Raw genomic sequence first — 17,424 nt, forward strand, 5'->3', positions numbered from 1 at the left:
CGCAGATTCTACAGAAAGGTCGCACCTATGACAAGCCATATTTTGAAAAAATTGGCGAAAAGCTAATCGCCAATGAAAAGTGCCGAGATCATGCCCGTTAAGCATGTATTAATCAACGTTTTTTAGTGTATTATTCAGCAAATAAACTCAATAAGAATACCTTACAAGTTCTAACTTCAGCCGGATTTACAATGGATTTTAAAGCTATCCAAGCACTCACCGCCAAAGACATGGCAAAAGTGAACGAAACAATTCACGCACAACTCAACTCTGATGTCTCTTTAATCAATCAATTGGGTTTCTACATCGTTAGCGGTGGTGGTAAACGCATTCGCCCTCTTTTGGCTGTTTTATCTGCAAGAGCCCTAGGCTACCAAGGTGAAGCACATACAACTTCTGCAGCATTTATCGAATTCATCCATACAGCGACACTGCTTCATGATGATGTTGTTGATGAGTCCGACATGCGCCGTGGTAAAGCAACAGCCAATGCAGCCTTTGGTAATGCGGCAAGCGTTTTGGTTGGCGACTTTATTTATACACGCTCATTCCAAATGATGACGGAGCTAGGATCTTTAAAGATCCTTAAACTAATGAGTGATGCGGTGAACGTCATCGCCGAGGGTGAAGTTCAGCAATTAATGAACTGCAACAACCCTGATACAACAGAAGAAAGCTACATGCAGGTCATCTACTCTAAGACCGCCCGTCTATTCGAAGCTGCAACACAAATTGGCGCAATTCTTAATGACGCCCCTGAAGAAGTAGAACTGGCACTGCAGAACTACGGCAAATACTTGGGGACTGCGTTCCAACTTATTGACGATGTGATGGATTACACATCGGACGGCGATGAGATGGGCAAAAACGTTGGTGATGATCTTGCAGAAGGTAAGCCAACCCTACCACTGCTTTATGCAATGAAAAACGGTACAGCCGAACAAACAGCGATGATTCGTGAAGCGATAGAGAAAGCAAACGGAATGGAGCGCCTAAACGACATTCTTGAAGCGATGGAACAAACGGGCTCTTTGGAGTATACCCGCCAAAAAGCCTACCAAGAAGCGGATAAAGCCATTGCTGAGTTAAGCGTATTAGAAGAGTCTGCGTACAAACAAGCTCTTGTCACCATTGCGCATATGGCAGTGCACCGAACCAGCTAGCTCTACCTCAATATATAGATAAAAAGCCTGAGTACCTTCTCAGGCTTTTTGCTATCTGACACATACAACAACGGGAACCTTAGGTTCCCGTTTTACCTCTTAAGGTGAGGTATTCCAGATCAGCAAAAACGAAGGTAATTTGGCTGCTATCCTCACTAAGGTCTAACGCCTATATGTTGCAGTGATAGCGATACCCGCACATAAAACTTAGCAGTTAAACTTTAGGTAAGATACGAAATTAGTACATTTTGTGAGCGATATATTTTTTAGACTAATTAAATAATCATTATTGCATCGCATTAACCCAAAAGCGCCAAACTCGCGCCGCTGTCACTAAAATGCCACCCTTGTTTCATCTATTTCTCACTGAACTGAAGCGTCTATGTAATATCTGTCCCATACCCTCAAATGATAGCCAGCATCGTAGTGAGGACATATGGAAGTCTCTAGCCCTTTTCGTTTACCAACTAAAACGCCTTTTCGGCTTGGCGAGCATTTTACTGAGTGGGCAACGGGCCTGTCTAAACTAGACAAGTTCTATGCAGAGCGTCCTATTGGTTGCGATACACAACAATTTCTCAGGTTCACCTTAGAAGCACTTGGCATCGAGTATCAAGTTCACAAAGGCATGCTAGCCCATATTCCAACATCAGGGGCGACTGTCATTGTCGCTAATCACCCTCTCGGCTGTGTCGAAGGGGTCATTTTGGCAGAGCTGCTGTTACAAGTACGCAATGACGTACAAATTCTTGCCAATCAATATCTGAAAACAGTTCCTGAACTCGACCAGTTGTTTATTGGTGTTGATGTGTTTGACGGAAAGAATGCTCATCAAGCTAATCTTGCAGCACTGCGTCAAGCGCATCAACATTTAGCCAAAGGTGGATTATTACTGCTCTTTCCTGCCGGAGAAGTCTCGCAGCTGGTCGACAAGAAGAGCAACAAAGTGATCGATAAAGCTTGGAGTCATTCCGTTAGCCGCTTAATTAGAAAATCACGCGCGACCTCAGTGCCGATTTTTATCGAAGGACAGAACTCCAAACGATTCTATCTGGCAGGTAAGGTCCACCCACTACTTAAAACCTTACTGCTCGGCCGAGAGCTACTCAATAAAAGCAATGAAAAGATCCAACTCTCTATTGGCACAGCGATCAAATACAAAGAAGTAAACGGATTGTCTGATGAGCAAATGACCAGTTATCTACGTCTCAATACCTACCTTCTACAACAGAGCACGTCTCACTCTTCGCCAGCGAATATCGAAACTCAACCAGTTCCAATCAACGATCCTGTCGCACTCCAAGATCAACTTGATGATCTTGCTGCTCTGGATAAAGAACAGCTATTACTTAGCAGCAGCGAATTCGATGTCTATTGCACCACTTCTGAACGTATTCCCTCAATCATGCATGAAATTGGACGGTTGCGTGAAATCAACTTCAGAAATGCCGGCGAAGGGACTGGAAGAAACCTCGATATAGATAAGTTTGATCGTGACTACCTACAGCTATTTATATGGGATCGAGAAAACCAGACTCTGGTTGGCGCCTATCGTTTGGGTCTGGTTGATAAGCTCGTCGACAAACACGGTATAACTGGTCTCTACTCCCGAACTCTATTTCATTTCGATCAACCTTTTATCAATAGCATAGGACCCGCTATCGAAATGGGACGTTCAGTGATCGACGAAAAATACCAAAAATCGATGGCGCCGCTACTGCTGCTGTGGAAGGGGATCGCCGCTTATGTTGAGCGAAACCCGAAATACACGCATCTATTTGGCCCGGTCAGCATCAGCAATGACTATAGCGAACGAACCAGACAGTTACTGGCGGAAACAATGACTCTCCATCATTATCATCAAGAAATAGCCGCATTTGTCACCCCATCCAATCCTTTACCAATAGAGGATAAGAATTGGAACACTTCTATGCTAACAGCTTTAGGAGACATGCAATTACTCTCTCGCTTAATCGCAAGAATAGATGAAGGGAAAAATGTGCCCGTATTACTGCGCCAATACCTGGGACTGAATGGAAAACTGATCTCTTTCAATGTAGATCCCCGCTTCAACAACGCATTAGACGGATTGATTATGGTTGATCTGCGCCAAGTACCACTAAAAACTCTGGCTCGCTATATGGGCTCGAATCAAGCTGAAAAATATTTAACGCAACACGGACAGCTACGCAATTAATTGGACCAATATGTGCTGCGTGACCTATGCAGCACTTTCCTTATCAAGTGACTTCTACTCATTGTCAGTCACCTACCAAGGCATTGCATTAACCATCTCAATAAAATGCAGTCATTTTAACTGGTAAATAATTTTATTTTAGAACCTATACCTACCACCCTCTCTATATAGAAGTAAAATTCAGATTGACGAAAAATCAAACAGGATAAAAGCTAGCTCGACATAACAATCACAATGATAAGGAAGTCATTACGTCATGCTGCAAATAAAATCCCCTTTACGTACTCTGTTTTCAGGAGCACTTTCACTGTCGCTAATGGTTAGCTCATTTTCCGCTTTTGCTGCAGAAAAGGTCTATCGCCTTAAACTTGCTGAAACTTGGGGCCCAAATACTCCAATTTTGGGTGATGCTACCAAGAACATGGCCCAACTAGCGGAAGAGATGTCCAATGGACGCCTGAAAATTCGTATTGACTCAGCGAACAAGCACAAAGCGCCACTGGGCATTTTTGATATGGTCAAGTCGGGTCAGTATGACTTAGGCCACTCAAGCTCGTACTATTGGAAGGGCAAAGTACCAAACACACTTTATTTCTCTTCGATGCCATTTGGTATGATTTCGACAGAGCAATACGCTTGGTTCTATCGCGGTGGTGGTATGGAGTTAATGGAGAAGGTTTACGCGCCCCATAACCTACTCTCTTTCCCTGGTGGTAACTCTGATATTCAAATGGGTGGTTGGTTTAAGAAAGAGATCAATTCAATTGAAGATCTACAAGGACTAAAAATTCGCATTCCTGGGTTTGCCGGAGAAGTGATGGCACGTGTTGGCGCTAAACCAACAAATATCGCACCGGGCGAACTCTATACCTCTCTGGATCGCGGCACTATTGATGCACTTGAATGGGTTGGACCTGCATTTGATTTACGTATGGGCTTCCAGAAGATTGCCCCTTATTACTACACGGCGTGGCATGAGCCGGGTTCTGAAACACAATTCTTAGTCAATAAGAAGACATGGGATAAGCTCCCTACTGATCTCCAGACTATTCTAGAGACCGCTTTCCGCGTAGCCGCCTTCGATATGTATACCCAAGCTGTCGACGCCAATGCTAATAGCTGGGCAACCATGAGTACTGAATACCCAGATATTAAGGTGAGAGACTTCCCACCAGCCGTACTTAAGGCGATGCAAAAGGCGATGCAAAAGGCGACTAATGAATTACTGGCAGAGCAAGCGAATAAAGATGCACTGGCCAAGGAAATTATTGAGTCACAGAAACAGTACTTGACCAAAGTTCGTGCTTGGACAGATATTTCTTCGAAAGCTTATCTAGATAGCAATAACTAACCTATCCGCACGCAAAGCAACGCTTTGCGTGCGCTTTTCTCATAATAGAAAAAAAGCCAAAGATTCTTCCGCTCTGCACAGATAAGTGCACATAATTTGATCTAAAATAAGAGAAAAACATCGCCTCTCCCGCAAAAACACTAGCTTAAAATTTGCTCTTATTTTACAATGCAAATTAAGCATTACATCTGACAATTTTCTATAGGAAAGACAAATGAGACTGATTCCTCTAAATAACGCTGCACAAGTTGGTAAATGGGCAGCGCGTCACATTGCAAACAAGATCAACGCGTTCAACCCAACAGCAGATCGTCCATTTGTTCTTGGTCTACCAACAGGTGGTACTCCTCTAGCAACTTACAATGCGCTAATTGAACTATACAAAGCGGGCGAAGTAAGCTTCAAACACGTGGTGACATTCAACATGGATGAGTACATCGGTATCCCAGCGGATCACCCTGAGTCATACCGCTCTTTCATGTACAACAACTTCTTCAACCACATTGATATTCAAGAAGAGAACATCAACCTGCTAGACGGCAATGCAGCAGACAACGATGCTGAATGTCAGCGTTACGAAGATAAGATCAAATCTTACGGCAAGATCAACCTTTTCATGGGTGGTGTGGGTAACGATGGTCACATCGCATTCAACGAGCCTGCATCTTCTCTATCTTCACGCACTCGTATCAAGACGCTAACTGAAGATACTCGTATTGCGAACTCTCGTTTCTTTGATGGTGACATCAACCAAGTACCTAAGTACGCACTAACTATCGGTGTTGGTACACTACTAGATTCTGAAGAGATCATGATCCTAGTAACAGGTCACAACAAAGCACTAGCACTAGAAGCAGCAGTTGAAGGTAGCGTAAACCACCTATGGACTGTATCTGCACTTCAGCTACATCCGAAATCAGTGATCGTATGTGATGAGCCATCAACTCAAGAGCTAAAAGTGAAGACAGTTAAATACTTCACTGAGCTAGAAGCTGAGAACATCAAAGGTTTCTAATTATCGCTTAATAGTGATAAATCAATTTAAAAGGCAGCTTGTGTAAGCTGCCTTTTTTTGTCCCCTCTTAGCAAAACTTCGCTCGCTATAAACTTTCACAAAACGCCAAGGCAGATCTACATCACAATTAAATCATCAGAATACACAACAAACCATTAAGTCAGGGCTCTCACTTGCTATTGTCGAAATCTGTAATGAGCTCAGCAAAGAGAGTCCATTCTAGAAGGAGTTCAATTTCTCTGTCTTCGTTAAAAACCTCCCACTATAGATGCTGACTGACCTTATCAACACCTATTGGAAGTGATCTAAGTATTTAAGAAAACAAATATTTGATTCTCTATTGGAAAGTAGGAGCTAAAAGCACTCATCAATAAGAATAACCATTCTCTAATTCATATTAGAAAAGAATCGATAACCGTGAACGACATTTCTGTGTTCTCTTAACAGCCCCAAATAGTGATACCGCTCACTTTATTCACCGACTACTTACCTCTCCTGTTGTACTACAAAAATTTATTATTCAGATCACAAAACTATATTTTTTCTCTTTAATGAACCCCCGCATCTGCAATAATGAAACACAGTTTTAAAAAATAAAATTTACAAGTTCAAATAAGAAAAGAGGTTTCAGGATGAATATCGACATTTTTGTTGTCGGTGTCTACTTTATCTTCATGATAGCTATAGGCATCATTTTTAAACGCTTCGCAGGAAGTTCCACCAGTGACTACTTTCGTGGAGGTGGTAAGATGCTTTGGTGGATGGTAGGTTCAACGGCTTTCATGACACAGTTCAGTGCGTGGACGTTTACTGGAGCGGCTGGCAAGGCATTCACAGATGGCTTCCCTATTATGGTCATTTTCATGGCAAACGCATTTGGCTTCCTACTTTCCTGGTTATTCTTCTCTCATCGTTTCCGTCAGATGCGTGTGGTAACGCCGATTGAAGGTGTGCGCCGTCGATTTGGTGCAACAAATGAGCAAGTATTTACTTGGGCAACAATGCCAACCAGCATAGTTTACACCGGTATTTGGTTAAATGGTCTAGCACTATTTGTGAGTGCCGTATTCAAAGTAGATATAGAAACAACCATAGTTGTAACAGGTTTAATTGTTCTATTTATCTCAGTGCTCGGTGGTGCATGGGGTGTAGTTGCGTCAGACTTCGTGCAAATGGTGGTTATCATGGCTGTTACCGTTGTCTGCGCTGTTGCTGCACTTGTAAAGATTGGTGGTCCATCAAACCTTATCGAACAATTCCCTGTTGATAGCGTCATGGGCTCAAATATGAACTACCCATTGTTGTTCATTTCTTGGTTCATTTTTATGTTCGTCAAGCAACTGCAAAGCATTAACAACATGCAGGACTCATACCGTTTCCTAACTGCGAAAGATTCGATTAACGCTCGTAAAGCAGCATTACTTGCATTCGTTCTCATGTTAATTGGCCCAGCTATTTGGTTCCTTCCTCCTTGGGTAACTGCTGTTATCTACCCAGATGCAGCAACCGCTCACGCCGCGGAGCTTGGGAGCAAGGCTGCGGATGCTGTTTACTTGGTATTTGTAGAAAAAGCCATGCCGGTAGGAATGGTTGGTTTACTTATGTCAGCAGTATTTGCTGCAACAATGTCTTCAATGGACTCAGGTTTAAACCGTAACGCAGGCGTGTTTGTTCGTAACTTTTACGCTCCTATTATTAATAAAAATGCGGATGATAAGAAATTAATGCGTGTGAGCCAGTTTGTGACAATGGTATTCGGTGTATTAATTATTATGGTGGCACTATTTATCAACTCACTACGTGGCTTAAGCTTATTTGATGCCATGATGTACGTTAGTACGTTGCTACAAATGCCAATTTTGGTACCGCTGTTTTTTGGTATGTTCATCAAGAAAACACCTGATTGGGCTGCGTGGGCAACGCTCGCTGTAGGTATGGTTGTTTCTTATTTGGTAAGTTTTGTATTCACTGCCGATGTAGTAGCAAACTTATTTAACCTTGATTCAGGTTTCACTGCTCGTGAAGCAAGTGATCTAAAAGTTCTACTCGGTATTGTTGGACATTTAGTAATTACAGGTGGTTTCTTCTGCTTAACAACTAAGTTCTACAAAGAACCTGTAGGTCAACGGAATGAAGAGCTTAAACTATTCTGGAACGACGTAAATACACCTGTGATTGAAGAAGAAGGTCAAGATGAAATGGATCGTCAGCAACGCAATATGCTAGGCAAGCTAATTCTTATCTTCGGCGGTCTTGTACTTGCCATGGTTCTCATTCCAAATCCATTCTGGGGACGCATGGCCTTTGTATTCTGTGGAATAGTCATCGCAACAGTAGGATCTCTATTACTTAAGAGTGCTAAGCAACCCAAGACACTCTCAGCCTCAGTGTCAAACTAATCAACTAAAGCCAGAGAGGTATCTCTCTGGCTTTATTCCCCCAAACTTTAGAGTATTGGAAAGTAAACCAACTATTTTTCAATACTTTAATTTTCATGAGGTCTTTTATGACTCCTTTCATTCATGATGACTTTCTACTTCAAAGTGATACTGCAAAGCATTTATTCCACTCATATGCAGCAGACTTACCAATTATTGATTACCACAATCATCTAGAAGCCAAAGAGATTTATTTAAACCATACATACGGCTCGATCGGCGAAGCGTGGCTTAGTTGTGATCATTACTTGTGGCGTGCTCTTCGTAGTAATGGTGTCGATGAATATTATATTACTGGTAATGCACCTGCTTATGAGAAGTTTCAAAAGTGGTGCGAGACCATGCCATATCTTATTGGTAATCCACTTTATCACTGGTGTCATCTCGAACTGAAAAAGTACTTTAATTTGGACTTAATCATTAACCCCGACAATTGTGAAAAAATTTGGAATCATTGCCAAAGCGCATTTGACAGCGATGAATATAGCTTCAGAAAGCTACTTATTAATAGTCGCGTAGAGACACTGTGCACGACAGATGATCCTCTAAGTGATCTGAAATACCACCAAAAGCTACATCAAGAAGGTTTTGAGGTTCAGGTTCTTCCAACTTTCCGAGCGGATAGTCTATTAGCTATCGATAATCCGGCAAAGTTTCGCAATACATTGCAGATATTGCACCAGACTACAGGAGTTGAAGTGATTGATTTTGCAAGTTATGCCAAAGCAATTACTGAACGTGTGGGCTTCTTTGCCAAACATCACTGCCGTCTTTCTGATCTTGGTATGCCAACCGTAGAATTTGCGGCGTTTACAGCCAAAGATCTAGAACAACTCATTTTTGACTTCTTTCAAGAGAATACACTCTCTAGCCTACAAGTCGCCCAATTTAAAACCGCGGTTTTTCAAGTACTAGGTAAGGCTTATCACCAATATGGTTGGTCAATGCAACTCCACATTGGTGTTAGAGTAAACGTTAACGAGCGCAGGTTTAAGACATTAGGAGGGGGGACTGGTTTTAGTATCATTGATGATCAGCCAATAGCAAAAAACCTGTGTGCATTGTTGAGCCTGCTTGATTCTGAAAATTCTCTACCTCAAACCATCTTGTATAGCTTAAATCCCAAGGATAGTGCAATTCTTGGAAGTATCATTGGTGCATTTCAAGATAGTGATGCTGTATCAGGCAAGGTTCAACTAGGCTCTGCATGGTGGTTTAACGATCACAAAATGGGAATGGAAAAACAACTTACTGATCTTGCTAATCTTGGTGCTTTAGGACGTTTTGTAGGCATGTTGACTGATTCTAGAAGCGTGCTTTCCATGTCTAGACATGAATACTTCCGTCGAATTTTATGCAACCTCATTGGCAACTGGGTAGAGCAAGGTGAGTTACCAAACGATGAAGCATTGCTTCAACAAAGTATCGAGAATATCTGCTACTACAACGCCAAAGACTATTTTAACTTTATACAACAACAAATAAATCAATAGGTATCCATTATGTTGCAGTTTACCTCCCAAGAAATGGAAATCATTCGCCAAAATGCCAATGAAGATCTTATCTTTCAGATAGCTCAAGACAATGAAATTGTACTCGGCTCAGATACACTTGTGCCACCGGATGCAAGAGCAACTTGGAACTTATACTATTTCTGTCCGACACACGGTGTACGCCTCACGTGGGACAGAAACAAACCCACTGAACATGTTTGTCCTGTTGATGGTGAGGTTCATACTGGAGAACCGTATGATGGTGCGTGGTGGCGGTGGCTAAATGGCCTTAATGCAAAAGCTTGTAATGATTTGGGTTTACTGTGGCAGATCACCCAAGATAGGCAATTCATGGAAAAAGTGCGAGAGATTTTGCTAGCGTATGCCAAGTATTATCCCGACTACGAAGAGCATGGAGGTATACCTTATAATGGTCCTGGTAAAGCCAATGCCCAAACTTTATGTGAAGCGAACTGTAATATTGATTTTGCCCGTGGTTACGATTTCATCAAAGATGAGCTAAGTACAGAAGATCAAACTTATATCGAAGAACGATTGCTCAGAGAAGGTGCCGAGTTTTTAATGCAGCATCGAACGAACCAACTTCACAACCATGAGATGAAGATATCTGCAACTATAGGTGTAATTGGTTTAATCCTTAACGATTATCGCTTCATCGATTTTGCAGTCAACACACCTTATGGGTTGAAATACCAGCTAGAAAACGGCGTGAAAGGTGAAGGCTTGTGGTTCGAAGGCTCAATCCATTACCACTACTACGCGCTTCAAGCACTACTTACCTTTGAAAAAGTGGCGTGCAAGACCGAATACTCTCTAAAATCATTGCCAAACTTCCACACAATGTTAGCTTTTCCTCTGAAACTAATCATTAATACAGGTGATTTCCCACGCCTTAATGACTGTATTGCTGGTCAAGAAAAGCTCACTCATACCCATCTATTTGAGTTTGCATATCGTGAGTTTAAGGATCCATTATTTGCTTCGGCACTTAACACAATCTATCAAAGTGTGCCACGCAACAATATTGATGCACTGCTTTATGGGGTTAAAGAGCTCCCTCAAACGCAGGCGCTATCATGCAAGGCGATTCATACTAAAGAGTCTGGAATCACCATCATGCATGATCCTCAAAGAAATAACATGATGTTAGTGAAGCACTCCCCATACGGTGGAGAACATGATCACTACGACAGGCTTGGTTTGATTATATCTCGCAATGGTAAAGAGATTGTGCCTGATCTTGGTACTACTGGGTATGGTGCTGAGCTGCATTATGGATACTATAAGAACACTCTAACCCATAACACACTTACCGTTGCAGAGCAGAATCAACCACCTGCAAATCCAGTAGTGAATAAGTTTATTGAAACGGATAACTATACGTGGCTTGATGTTGAAACAGATTGGTGTGGCGAATTACCTACGGTAGATAGTCATACTATTGTTCAGTGGGACGAAGAAGCATATCACGGTGTTTGTTTTAAGCGCCAGTTACTATGGCTTGGTGATGTAGCAATTGAGTTCAATACCATTGAAAACCCAAATGCACAGCAACTAGATTTAGTCTGGCACATTCGAGGTCAGCATAAATACCTTGCTCCAGCAACTCAATGCGAAAACCCAATGTCTGGTCCATTGGAACGTTTAAAAAATTGCCATCAATATGATCTAAATCAAACTGAACATGTGACTTATTCAATCAAAAACCACCCTGACTTCCACCAACAAGTTATCACTTCTGGCAAAACTAAAGTATTAAAAGGGTATGCACCAGACAACCCCGCAACGACAGATCTTGCATACACAATTGTGCGCTCAAAAGAGCAACAGCTATCGTTAACAATGTTACACAATCTAACCATAGACGAAGATGTACGTATTAAGAACCTGAAGATTCTAGATACAAGGATAGAGTTTGATTTGCATAGGAAAGGGCGTGTTGAGCGTCTTCTAATTAACTGCTCAACTGGCGGCGTTGATAGATTAATTTCTATTAAAGAATGATAATGAGATGGCGATGATTGCACGCTAAAAACGAGGGCATATCAAGAGTCATTATACGCATGAGCATTTTAGTGCAACAAGAAACGCTCATGCGTGAAAAATACGAGCACACTAATAATAGGAATAACTGTGTGTTCAAAATCATCTCAGAAGCCTGATACCTAAAGCACCAAAGTTACTAATATTACGCAAGAAAAAACCAGAAAGTTGTCATTTAAATTTCGTTATCGTCATAAAGTTCTACTAAGACGTAATGTATGGTCATTTACTTAGCCAATTACTTTAGAACTTTTCTGTCTGGTATTGATGGGCATCATCAGCACAGCACTCGTAGCTCGATTAGGTGCTGATAAAACTGCCGCAGTCAGTTTTACTGATGGTATTGCTTGGATCATCATTTCTGTCATGACCGTTGTTGCATTAACTGGTTCAGTTGTAGTCGCTCAGTCCTTTGGGAGAGGAGGAACACTAAGATAAAAAACGCCTACGTGGGAGCAGGCGTTGGCGAGGAGCCTAAATATAATAGACAGCTTTGAGTACTAATCAGGGGTAGGTATTATTCTATGATTCCAGCAACTTCACGAACTAGCTTTGCCAATTCATCCCATTGCTCGTTATCAATCAAATCGCCCGGCACCATCCAAGTACCACCACAAGCTAGAACTGACGGAATCGCTAAATAATCTTTAACATTACTTGGACTCACGCCACCTGTTGGCATGAATTTAACAGGATATACCGCTGCAAGCGCTTTTAGCATTGACGTGCCGCCAGATGGTTCTGCAGGGAAGAACTTAAGGGTACGTAGGCCCATTTCCATAGCTTGTTCCACTAAACTTGGATTGTTCACACCAGGAACAATTGTCACATTACGCTGTTGGCAATATTTGACTGTGGTTGGGTTAAAGCCAGGGCTAACAATAAAATCAACGCCCGCATCAATCGCTTGATCGACTTGAACACTATTCAGTACTGTACCAGCACCTATTAACATTTCTGGGTATGCATCACGCATGTTTTTAATTGCTTGAACAGCATCTTCCGTGCGAAATGTAACTTCAGCACAAGGCAAGCCGTTTTCAATCAGAACTTGAGCCAGTTTTACTGCCTTGTTTGCATCTTTGATAGCGATAACAGGCACTACTTTAATTTCAGAAAGTTGTTGATTAAGGTCTTTCATTTCATCGTTCCTTAAATAGTAGGCATCGCGTCGCTTGGAATGATTGCGCCACGATGTTGAATAACTGTGCCAGCCACTTTATGTCCGGCCAACGCAGACTCTGACATATCTCCGTCTAAAATACGTTTTGCAAGATAACCTGCACTAAAAGAGTCTCCTGCCGCTGTCGTATCGACTACAGATTCAACTCTGGTTGCGGCGACAATATGGTATTCATCTTCAGTCACGACAAAGCAGTCGTCCGCGCCACGTTTAACAATGATCTCTTTAACCCCAAAGTTTTTCGTACGGCTGATTGCTTCATCTTCGTGCTTATCGCCCCACAACATGACTTCGTCATCGTAAGTCAAAAATGCCAAGTCAGTTACGCTGAGAATTTTAGAGTAGAATTCACGGGCCTGTTCGATACTTGGCCACAATTTAGGGCGGAAGTTATTATCAAACGCAATGGTCACCCCCTCTTTTCGACACAAGGTCAATAACTCAATTAGCATATCTCGCGTATCATCAGAGATGATCGCCAGACTGATACCACTTAGATAAATCATTTGGTGCTGGCATAGCTCTTTCACTAGTGACAACAGCGCGCGATCACGCAGCCAGTATTTTGCTGCAGCATCGTTGCGCCAGTAAAAGAAACTACGCTCACCGTCGTCTGCGGTTTCAATCGCATAAATACCCGGCACTTTATCCTCAGAAAGGTAGACCATATCCGTATTGATACCTTCATCCTGCCATGCTTCCAGCATTTCACGGCTAAACGGATCACGCCCTAGTCCAGTCACATACGAAGTTTCGACTCCGTATTGCTTGGTTAAACGAGATAGATACACAGCAGTATTAAGCGTATCACCGCCAAAGCTTTGTTGTAACTCGCCATCATGCTTTTTAAGCTCCACCATACATTCGCCAATAATAGCGACACGGCTGATAGGGTTCATGGGAATTCTCCTCAGTATTTGTTATCGCTATTATCGCAACCTCAAAACCACCCATCAACAAAAACAAAACATCGGTTTATTTATTTTGTGAAACTGATCTAAATAGCATTTGATTGAGATGATTTATTTCTCTCGAGATACCACGCCTACCTAATGCCTGCATCATCAATCTCCAGCTTTATAACGAAAAAACCAGCACGATGGCTGGCTTTGACATATTTCCCGAAAAAAAAATGATTAGTCTAGTAGAGACTTCACGTATTCAGCAATTTCTGGCACTTGGCAGTTTGCGAAGAAACATTCTTGGAACTGAGCACCACCAACAGCAGTTTTCACTAGCTCTTGGTCGATTGCGCGTAGACCTTCAAGAACGTCTTTAGAAACCGCTGCTTTCACGTTGTTTAGGATAGCTGCGTTTGCTTGCTGAGGAGCTGCACGCTCGACTGGGTAACCTTCGCCACGTGCACCCGTGAATGCTTTTTCGAAGATGTAACGAACGTTTAGTTCACCAGCCCAACCAAAACCTTTAGCGAATGCTAGAGAGATAGCGTTACCGTTGTTGATTTGATTGAATAAGAAAGCATCTGATGGCTCTAGACAGTAACCACAAACGACACCTGGGTGCATGTTGCTTGACATTAGAGCGCCTTGACCAGTACCACAACCAGTTACAACGAAGTCTACTGCTTTCGAGTTTAATAAGATGCTCGCCATGATACCTAGGTGGATGTAAGTTAGGTGATGATCGTTTTCGTCAGTCATACCTACGTTAAATACATCATGACCAAGGCCACCAGCAACAGTGTTAAGTTCAGCTGCAACCATTGCGTTTTTAGGCGCTTGGCTGTTTTCCATCATTAGTGCAATTTTCATATATTACTCCAGCGGATAAACCGCATTCAAAAATCAATTCTTAAACAAAATCTTTACGCATTGGGGTGAATGTATCGATAAGAACACCCGCTTTCAGACATACACAGCCGTGCTCGATGTCTGGCTGTTTGTACATAGTGTCGCCAGCTTTGACGACTTTTTTCTCATCACCGATGGTGAATTCAAATTCACCGGACAGCACGTATGTTAACTGCTCATGTGGATGTGAGTGCATTGGGCCGATTGCGCCTTCTACAAAGTGCACTTCGACTGACATCATGTTGTCGCTGTGTGCCAGTACTTTGCGTGAAACCCCTTCGCCGAGATCTTCCATCGGAATGTCTTGGTTAAATACGAACATAGTTCACCTAATAACTTGATTGATTAATCATTGACTCTGACTGCTGACGGTATAAACGGTATATCGTCATAGAATTCATTACGATCACGGTCATTTCTAGTAAAGTTCCACCAATAGAACCGACCAGAACATTGTTAGTTAGCCAACAAGTGGCTCCTAATAAAAAACCAGCTCGCATTTTAATGCCGGATAAACAAAACATGGAATATGTGCCTATAACCGTTCCAACAATAGGCCATAACTCACGCCATTGCTCTGCAACCCAAAAACCGCTGACTAAACTGATAACAATAAACACAGCAGCAACTCGTTTCGACGAGACAAATATCGCAGTGGTCGTCCTTAAGGCAGACAATAATGCGCTTAGCGCAGAAACCATCGAACCGAGTAATAAAAAATGGAGAAGATGATTGAGGTTAAAAACTAGCATAAGGATTTTTAAGAGCCTGTCATTTTTCTGGTAGAAAACGGAGATTCCTAAACCAAAACTTACAAACCCTAATGCTTGCGCCAACAAGGCGCTATCGACAGTCATCTTCTCACTATTTGATTAACGGGCTAACCAACCGCCGTCTACAGCAACCGTATAACCATTGATATAAGATGCAGCATCAGAAGCTAAGAACACACATGGCCCAGCAACGTCTTCTGGTGTCCCCCAGCGATCAGCAGGAATACGCTCTAAGATCGCTGCATTGCGCTCTTCATCTGCTCTCAGCGCAGCTGTATTGTTAGTCGCCATGTAACCCGGTGCGATTGCATTGACGTTGATGTTGTGACGAGCCCATTCGTTGGCCATTGCTCGTGTAATACCCATCACTGCACTCTTAGAGGCTGTGTAAGAAGGAACACGGATACCGCCTTGGAAAGAAAGCATAGAAGCAATGTTAATGATCTTACCGCCAGTACCTTGAGCAATAAACTGTTTCGCAACGGCTTGAGACATAAAGTAAACCGTTTTTGAGTTAATGTTCATTACGTCATCCCAGTTTTGCTCTGAAAATTCAATTGCATCTTCTCGGCGAATAATACCCGCATTGTTTACCAGGATATCTACTTTGCCAAATTCAGTTAAAGCGCTATCAATAATACTAGGGATATCGTCTTGTTTGAGTAAGTTCGCACGCACATCTAAGAATTTGTAACCTGCGGCATTCATCTTGTCGATCGTTTCAGTTGGTTCAACATAGTTAACACCAACAATGCTACATCCTGCAGCAGCTAAACCAAGAGCCATACCTTGACCAAGACCAGTATCACAACCAGTAACAATGGCAACTTTGCCTTCAAGGTTAAATGAATCAAGAATCATATTGCTTTCCTTAAATAGTAGGTAATGTCGTGATATGGCGAGCTTGCCAGGTCACTTCGCATATCTTGATATTGAACCAAAAGAAAATCACTTTCAAATTATTTTTAAAATATCGTTTCAAAAATATTGACCGCGATCTTATTTTACTCAATTTCATTGCTGCGTCATATCAAATTTTTAAAATGGTATTTTAAAAAAACTAGTTATCAATAATTTAAGTTATATAATACAACTAACTTAAACATAGAGGGGTAACAATGGAAAAGTTGAAACAACCAGAAGCAGTTTCATCAGTACTAAAAGTGTTTCATATTCTTCAGGCTCTGGGGGAGCAAAAGTCCATCGGCGTTTCTGAGTTGTCCCAACGACTGATGATGTCGAAAGCGACAACCTATCGTTTTCTACAAACAATGAAATCGCTTGGTTACGTATCTCAAGAAGATGAAGCAGATAAATACGCCCTCACAGTTAAGTTGTTTGAGCTAGGTTCAAAATCGCTTGAGTACATCGATTTGATTGAACTGGCTGATAAAGAGATGCAACTTATTTCAAACCAGACAAATGAAGCCTTACACCTTGGTGCACTGGATGAAAATGCCATCATTTACGTCCACAAAATCGACTCTGGTTACAACCTACGCATGCAATCACGCATCGGTCGTCGTAACCCACTTTATAGTACTGCGATCGGCAAAGTGCTACTTTCTGGTCGTGACGAAAACTTCATCCGAGACGCATTAAGCAGTGTTAAGTTCATTAAGCACACAGAAAAAACACTGGAAAGCACTGACCAAGTGCTAGAAGAATTAGAGAAAGTGCGTACTCTCCACTTTGCGGAAGACAACGAAGAGCAAGAACCTGGTCTTCGCTGCATAGCAGCCCCAATATACGACCGTTTTGGCCACATTATTGCCGGTCTCTCAATCTCATTCCCTACCATTCGTTTCGATGAAAAGAGATTGGAATATTATGTAGGCTTACTGCATCAAGCAGGTAAAAACATATCTGAGCAATTGGGTTATCATAATTACCCTGCATAATGAGAAACAAGAGGCAGTCGCAAGGCTGCTTTTTT

At 42.1% G+C, this 17,424-nt stretch carries 15 protein-coding genes and 1 pseudogene; 10 read left to right on the forward strand and 6 right to left on the reverse strand.

Annotated features, from left to right (window positions below; genetic code table 11):
• The first annotated feature begins 191 nt into the window (after window positions 1-191).
• The 9 genes and pseudogenes from ispB (at window position 192) to ACU01J_RS04795 (ending at window position 12,159) form a co-directional block, all read left to right on the forward strand.
• The gene (gene ispB / locus ACU01J_RS04755; protein WP_481084632.1) at window positions 192-1,163 is read left to right on the forward strand and encodes an octaprenyl diphosphate synthase; all 972 of its coding nucleotides are present in this window, start codon (window positions 192-194) and stop codon (window positions 1,161-1,163) included.
• Window positions 1,164-1,599: 436 nt separating this feature from the next.
• The gene (locus ACU01J_RS04760; RefSeq protein ID WP_481084633.1) at window positions 1,600-3,360 is read left to right on the forward strand and encodes a lysophospholipid acyltransferase family protein; all 1,761 of its coding nucleotides are present in this window, start codon (window positions 1,600-1,602) and stop codon (window positions 3,358-3,360) included.
• Window positions 3,361-3,676: 316 nt separating this feature from the next.
• Window positions 3,677-4,711 carry a TRAP transporter substrate-binding protein gene (locus ACU01J_RS04765; protein WP_481084705.1) on the forward strand — a complete coding sequence of 345 codons (1,035 nt, stop codon included), beginning with the start codon at window positions 3,677-3,679 and terminating at the stop codon, window positions 4,709-4,711.
• A 214-nt stretch (window positions 4,712-4,925) separates the two neighbouring features.
• Window positions 4,926-5,726, forward strand: a complete 801-nt coding sequence (nagB, locus tag ACU01J_RS04770; RefSeq protein WP_481084634.1) for a glucosamine-6-phosphate deaminase — start codon at window positions 4,926-4,928, stop codon at window positions 5,724-5,726.
• A 124-nt stretch (window positions 5,727-5,850) separates the two neighbouring features.
• Window positions 5,851-5,949: pseudogene (locus ACU01J_RS04775) on the forward strand (MltR family transcriptional regulator); the annotation flags it as partial.
• Between the two features lie 409 nt (window positions 5,950-6,358).
• On the forward strand, window positions 6,359-8,125 hold the full coding sequence (locus ACU01J_RS04780) for a sodium:solute symporter family protein (protein WP_481084635.1): 1,767 nt from the start codon (window positions 6,359-6,361) through the stop codon (window positions 8,123-8,125).
• 107 nt (window positions 8,126-8,232) lie between these two features.
• Window positions 8,233-9,657 (forward strand): glucuronate isomerase, encoded by a 1,425-nt coding sequence (gene uxaC / locus ACU01J_RS04785; RefSeq protein ID WP_481084636.1) that lies wholly within the window; start codon window positions 8,233-8,235, stop codon window positions 9,655-9,657.
• Between the two features lie 9 nt (window positions 9,658-9,666).
• A complete protein-coding gene (locus ACU01J_RS04790) occupies window positions 9,667-11,682 on the forward strand; it encodes a heparinase II/III domain-containing protein (protein ID WP_481084637.1) in 2,016 nt (671 codons plus the stop codon).
• A 276-nt stretch (window positions 11,683-11,958) separates the two neighbouring features.
• Window positions 11,959-12,159: an MATE family efflux transporter gene (locus tag ACU01J_RS04795; RefSeq protein WP_481084706.1), complete on the forward strand. Its 201-nt coding sequence runs from the start codon at window positions 11,959-11,961 to the stop codon at window positions 12,157-12,159.
• Window positions 12,160-12,238: 79 nt separating this feature from the next.
• On the opposite strand, the gene ACU01J_RS04800 is transcribed toward ACU01J_RS04795, so the two are convergent.
• The 6 genes from ACU01J_RS04800 to kduD form a co-directional block, all read right to left on the reverse strand.
• Complete coding sequence (locus tag ACU01J_RS04800) at window positions 12,239-12,862, reverse strand: bifunctional 4-hydroxy-2-oxoglutarate aldolase/2-dehydro-3-deoxy-phosphogluconate aldolase (RefSeq protein ID WP_481084638.1); 624 nt, start codon at window positions 12,860-12,862, stop codon at window positions 12,239-12,241.
• An 11-nt stretch (window positions 12,863-12,873) separates the two neighbouring features.
• Window positions 12,874-13,803, reverse strand: coding sequence for a 2-dehydro-3-deoxygluconokinase (gene kdgK, locus ACU01J_RS04805; protein WP_481084639.1), 930 nt, complete (start codon window positions 13,801-13,803; stop codon window positions 12,874-12,876).
• Window positions 13,804-14,040: 237 nt separating this feature from the next.
• Complete coding sequence (locus ACU01J_RS04810) at window positions 14,041-14,676, reverse strand: RpiB/LacA/LacB family sugar-phosphate isomerase (RefSeq protein WP_481084640.1); 636 nt, start codon at window positions 14,674-14,676, stop codon at window positions 14,041-14,043.
• A gap of 40 nt (window positions 14,677-14,716) precedes the next feature.
• Window positions 14,717-15,037: a cupin domain-containing protein gene (locus ACU01J_RS04815; protein WP_481084641.1), complete on the reverse strand. Its 321-nt coding sequence runs from the start codon at window positions 15,035-15,037 to the stop codon at window positions 14,717-14,719.
• A 7-nt stretch (window positions 15,038-15,044) separates the two neighbouring features.
• Window positions 15,045-15,572 (reverse strand): YgjV family protein, encoded by a 528-nt coding sequence (locus ACU01J_RS04820; protein WP_481084642.1) that lies wholly within the window; start codon window positions 15,570-15,572, stop codon window positions 15,045-15,047.
• A gap of 15 nt (window positions 15,573-15,587) precedes the next feature.
• Window positions 15,588-16,349, reverse strand: a complete 762-nt coding sequence (gene kduD / locus ACU01J_RS04825) for a 2-dehydro-3-deoxy-D-gluconate 5-dehydrogenase KduD (RefSeq protein ID WP_481084643.1) — start codon at window positions 16,347-16,349, stop codon at window positions 15,588-15,590.
• Between the two features lie 257 nt (window positions 16,350-16,606).
• Here kduD and kdgR point away from each other — a divergent pair, with 257 nt between their 5' ends.
• Complete coding sequence (gene kdgR, locus ACU01J_RS04830; protein WP_481084644.1) at window positions 16,607-17,389, forward strand: DNA-binding transcriptional regulator KdgR; 783 nt, start codon at window positions 16,607-16,609, stop codon at window positions 17,387-17,389.
• Window positions 17,390-17,424 lie beyond the last annotated feature (35 nt).

The sequence above is a fragment of the Vibrio sp. 2433-A1 genome (genome assembly GCF_056726085.1).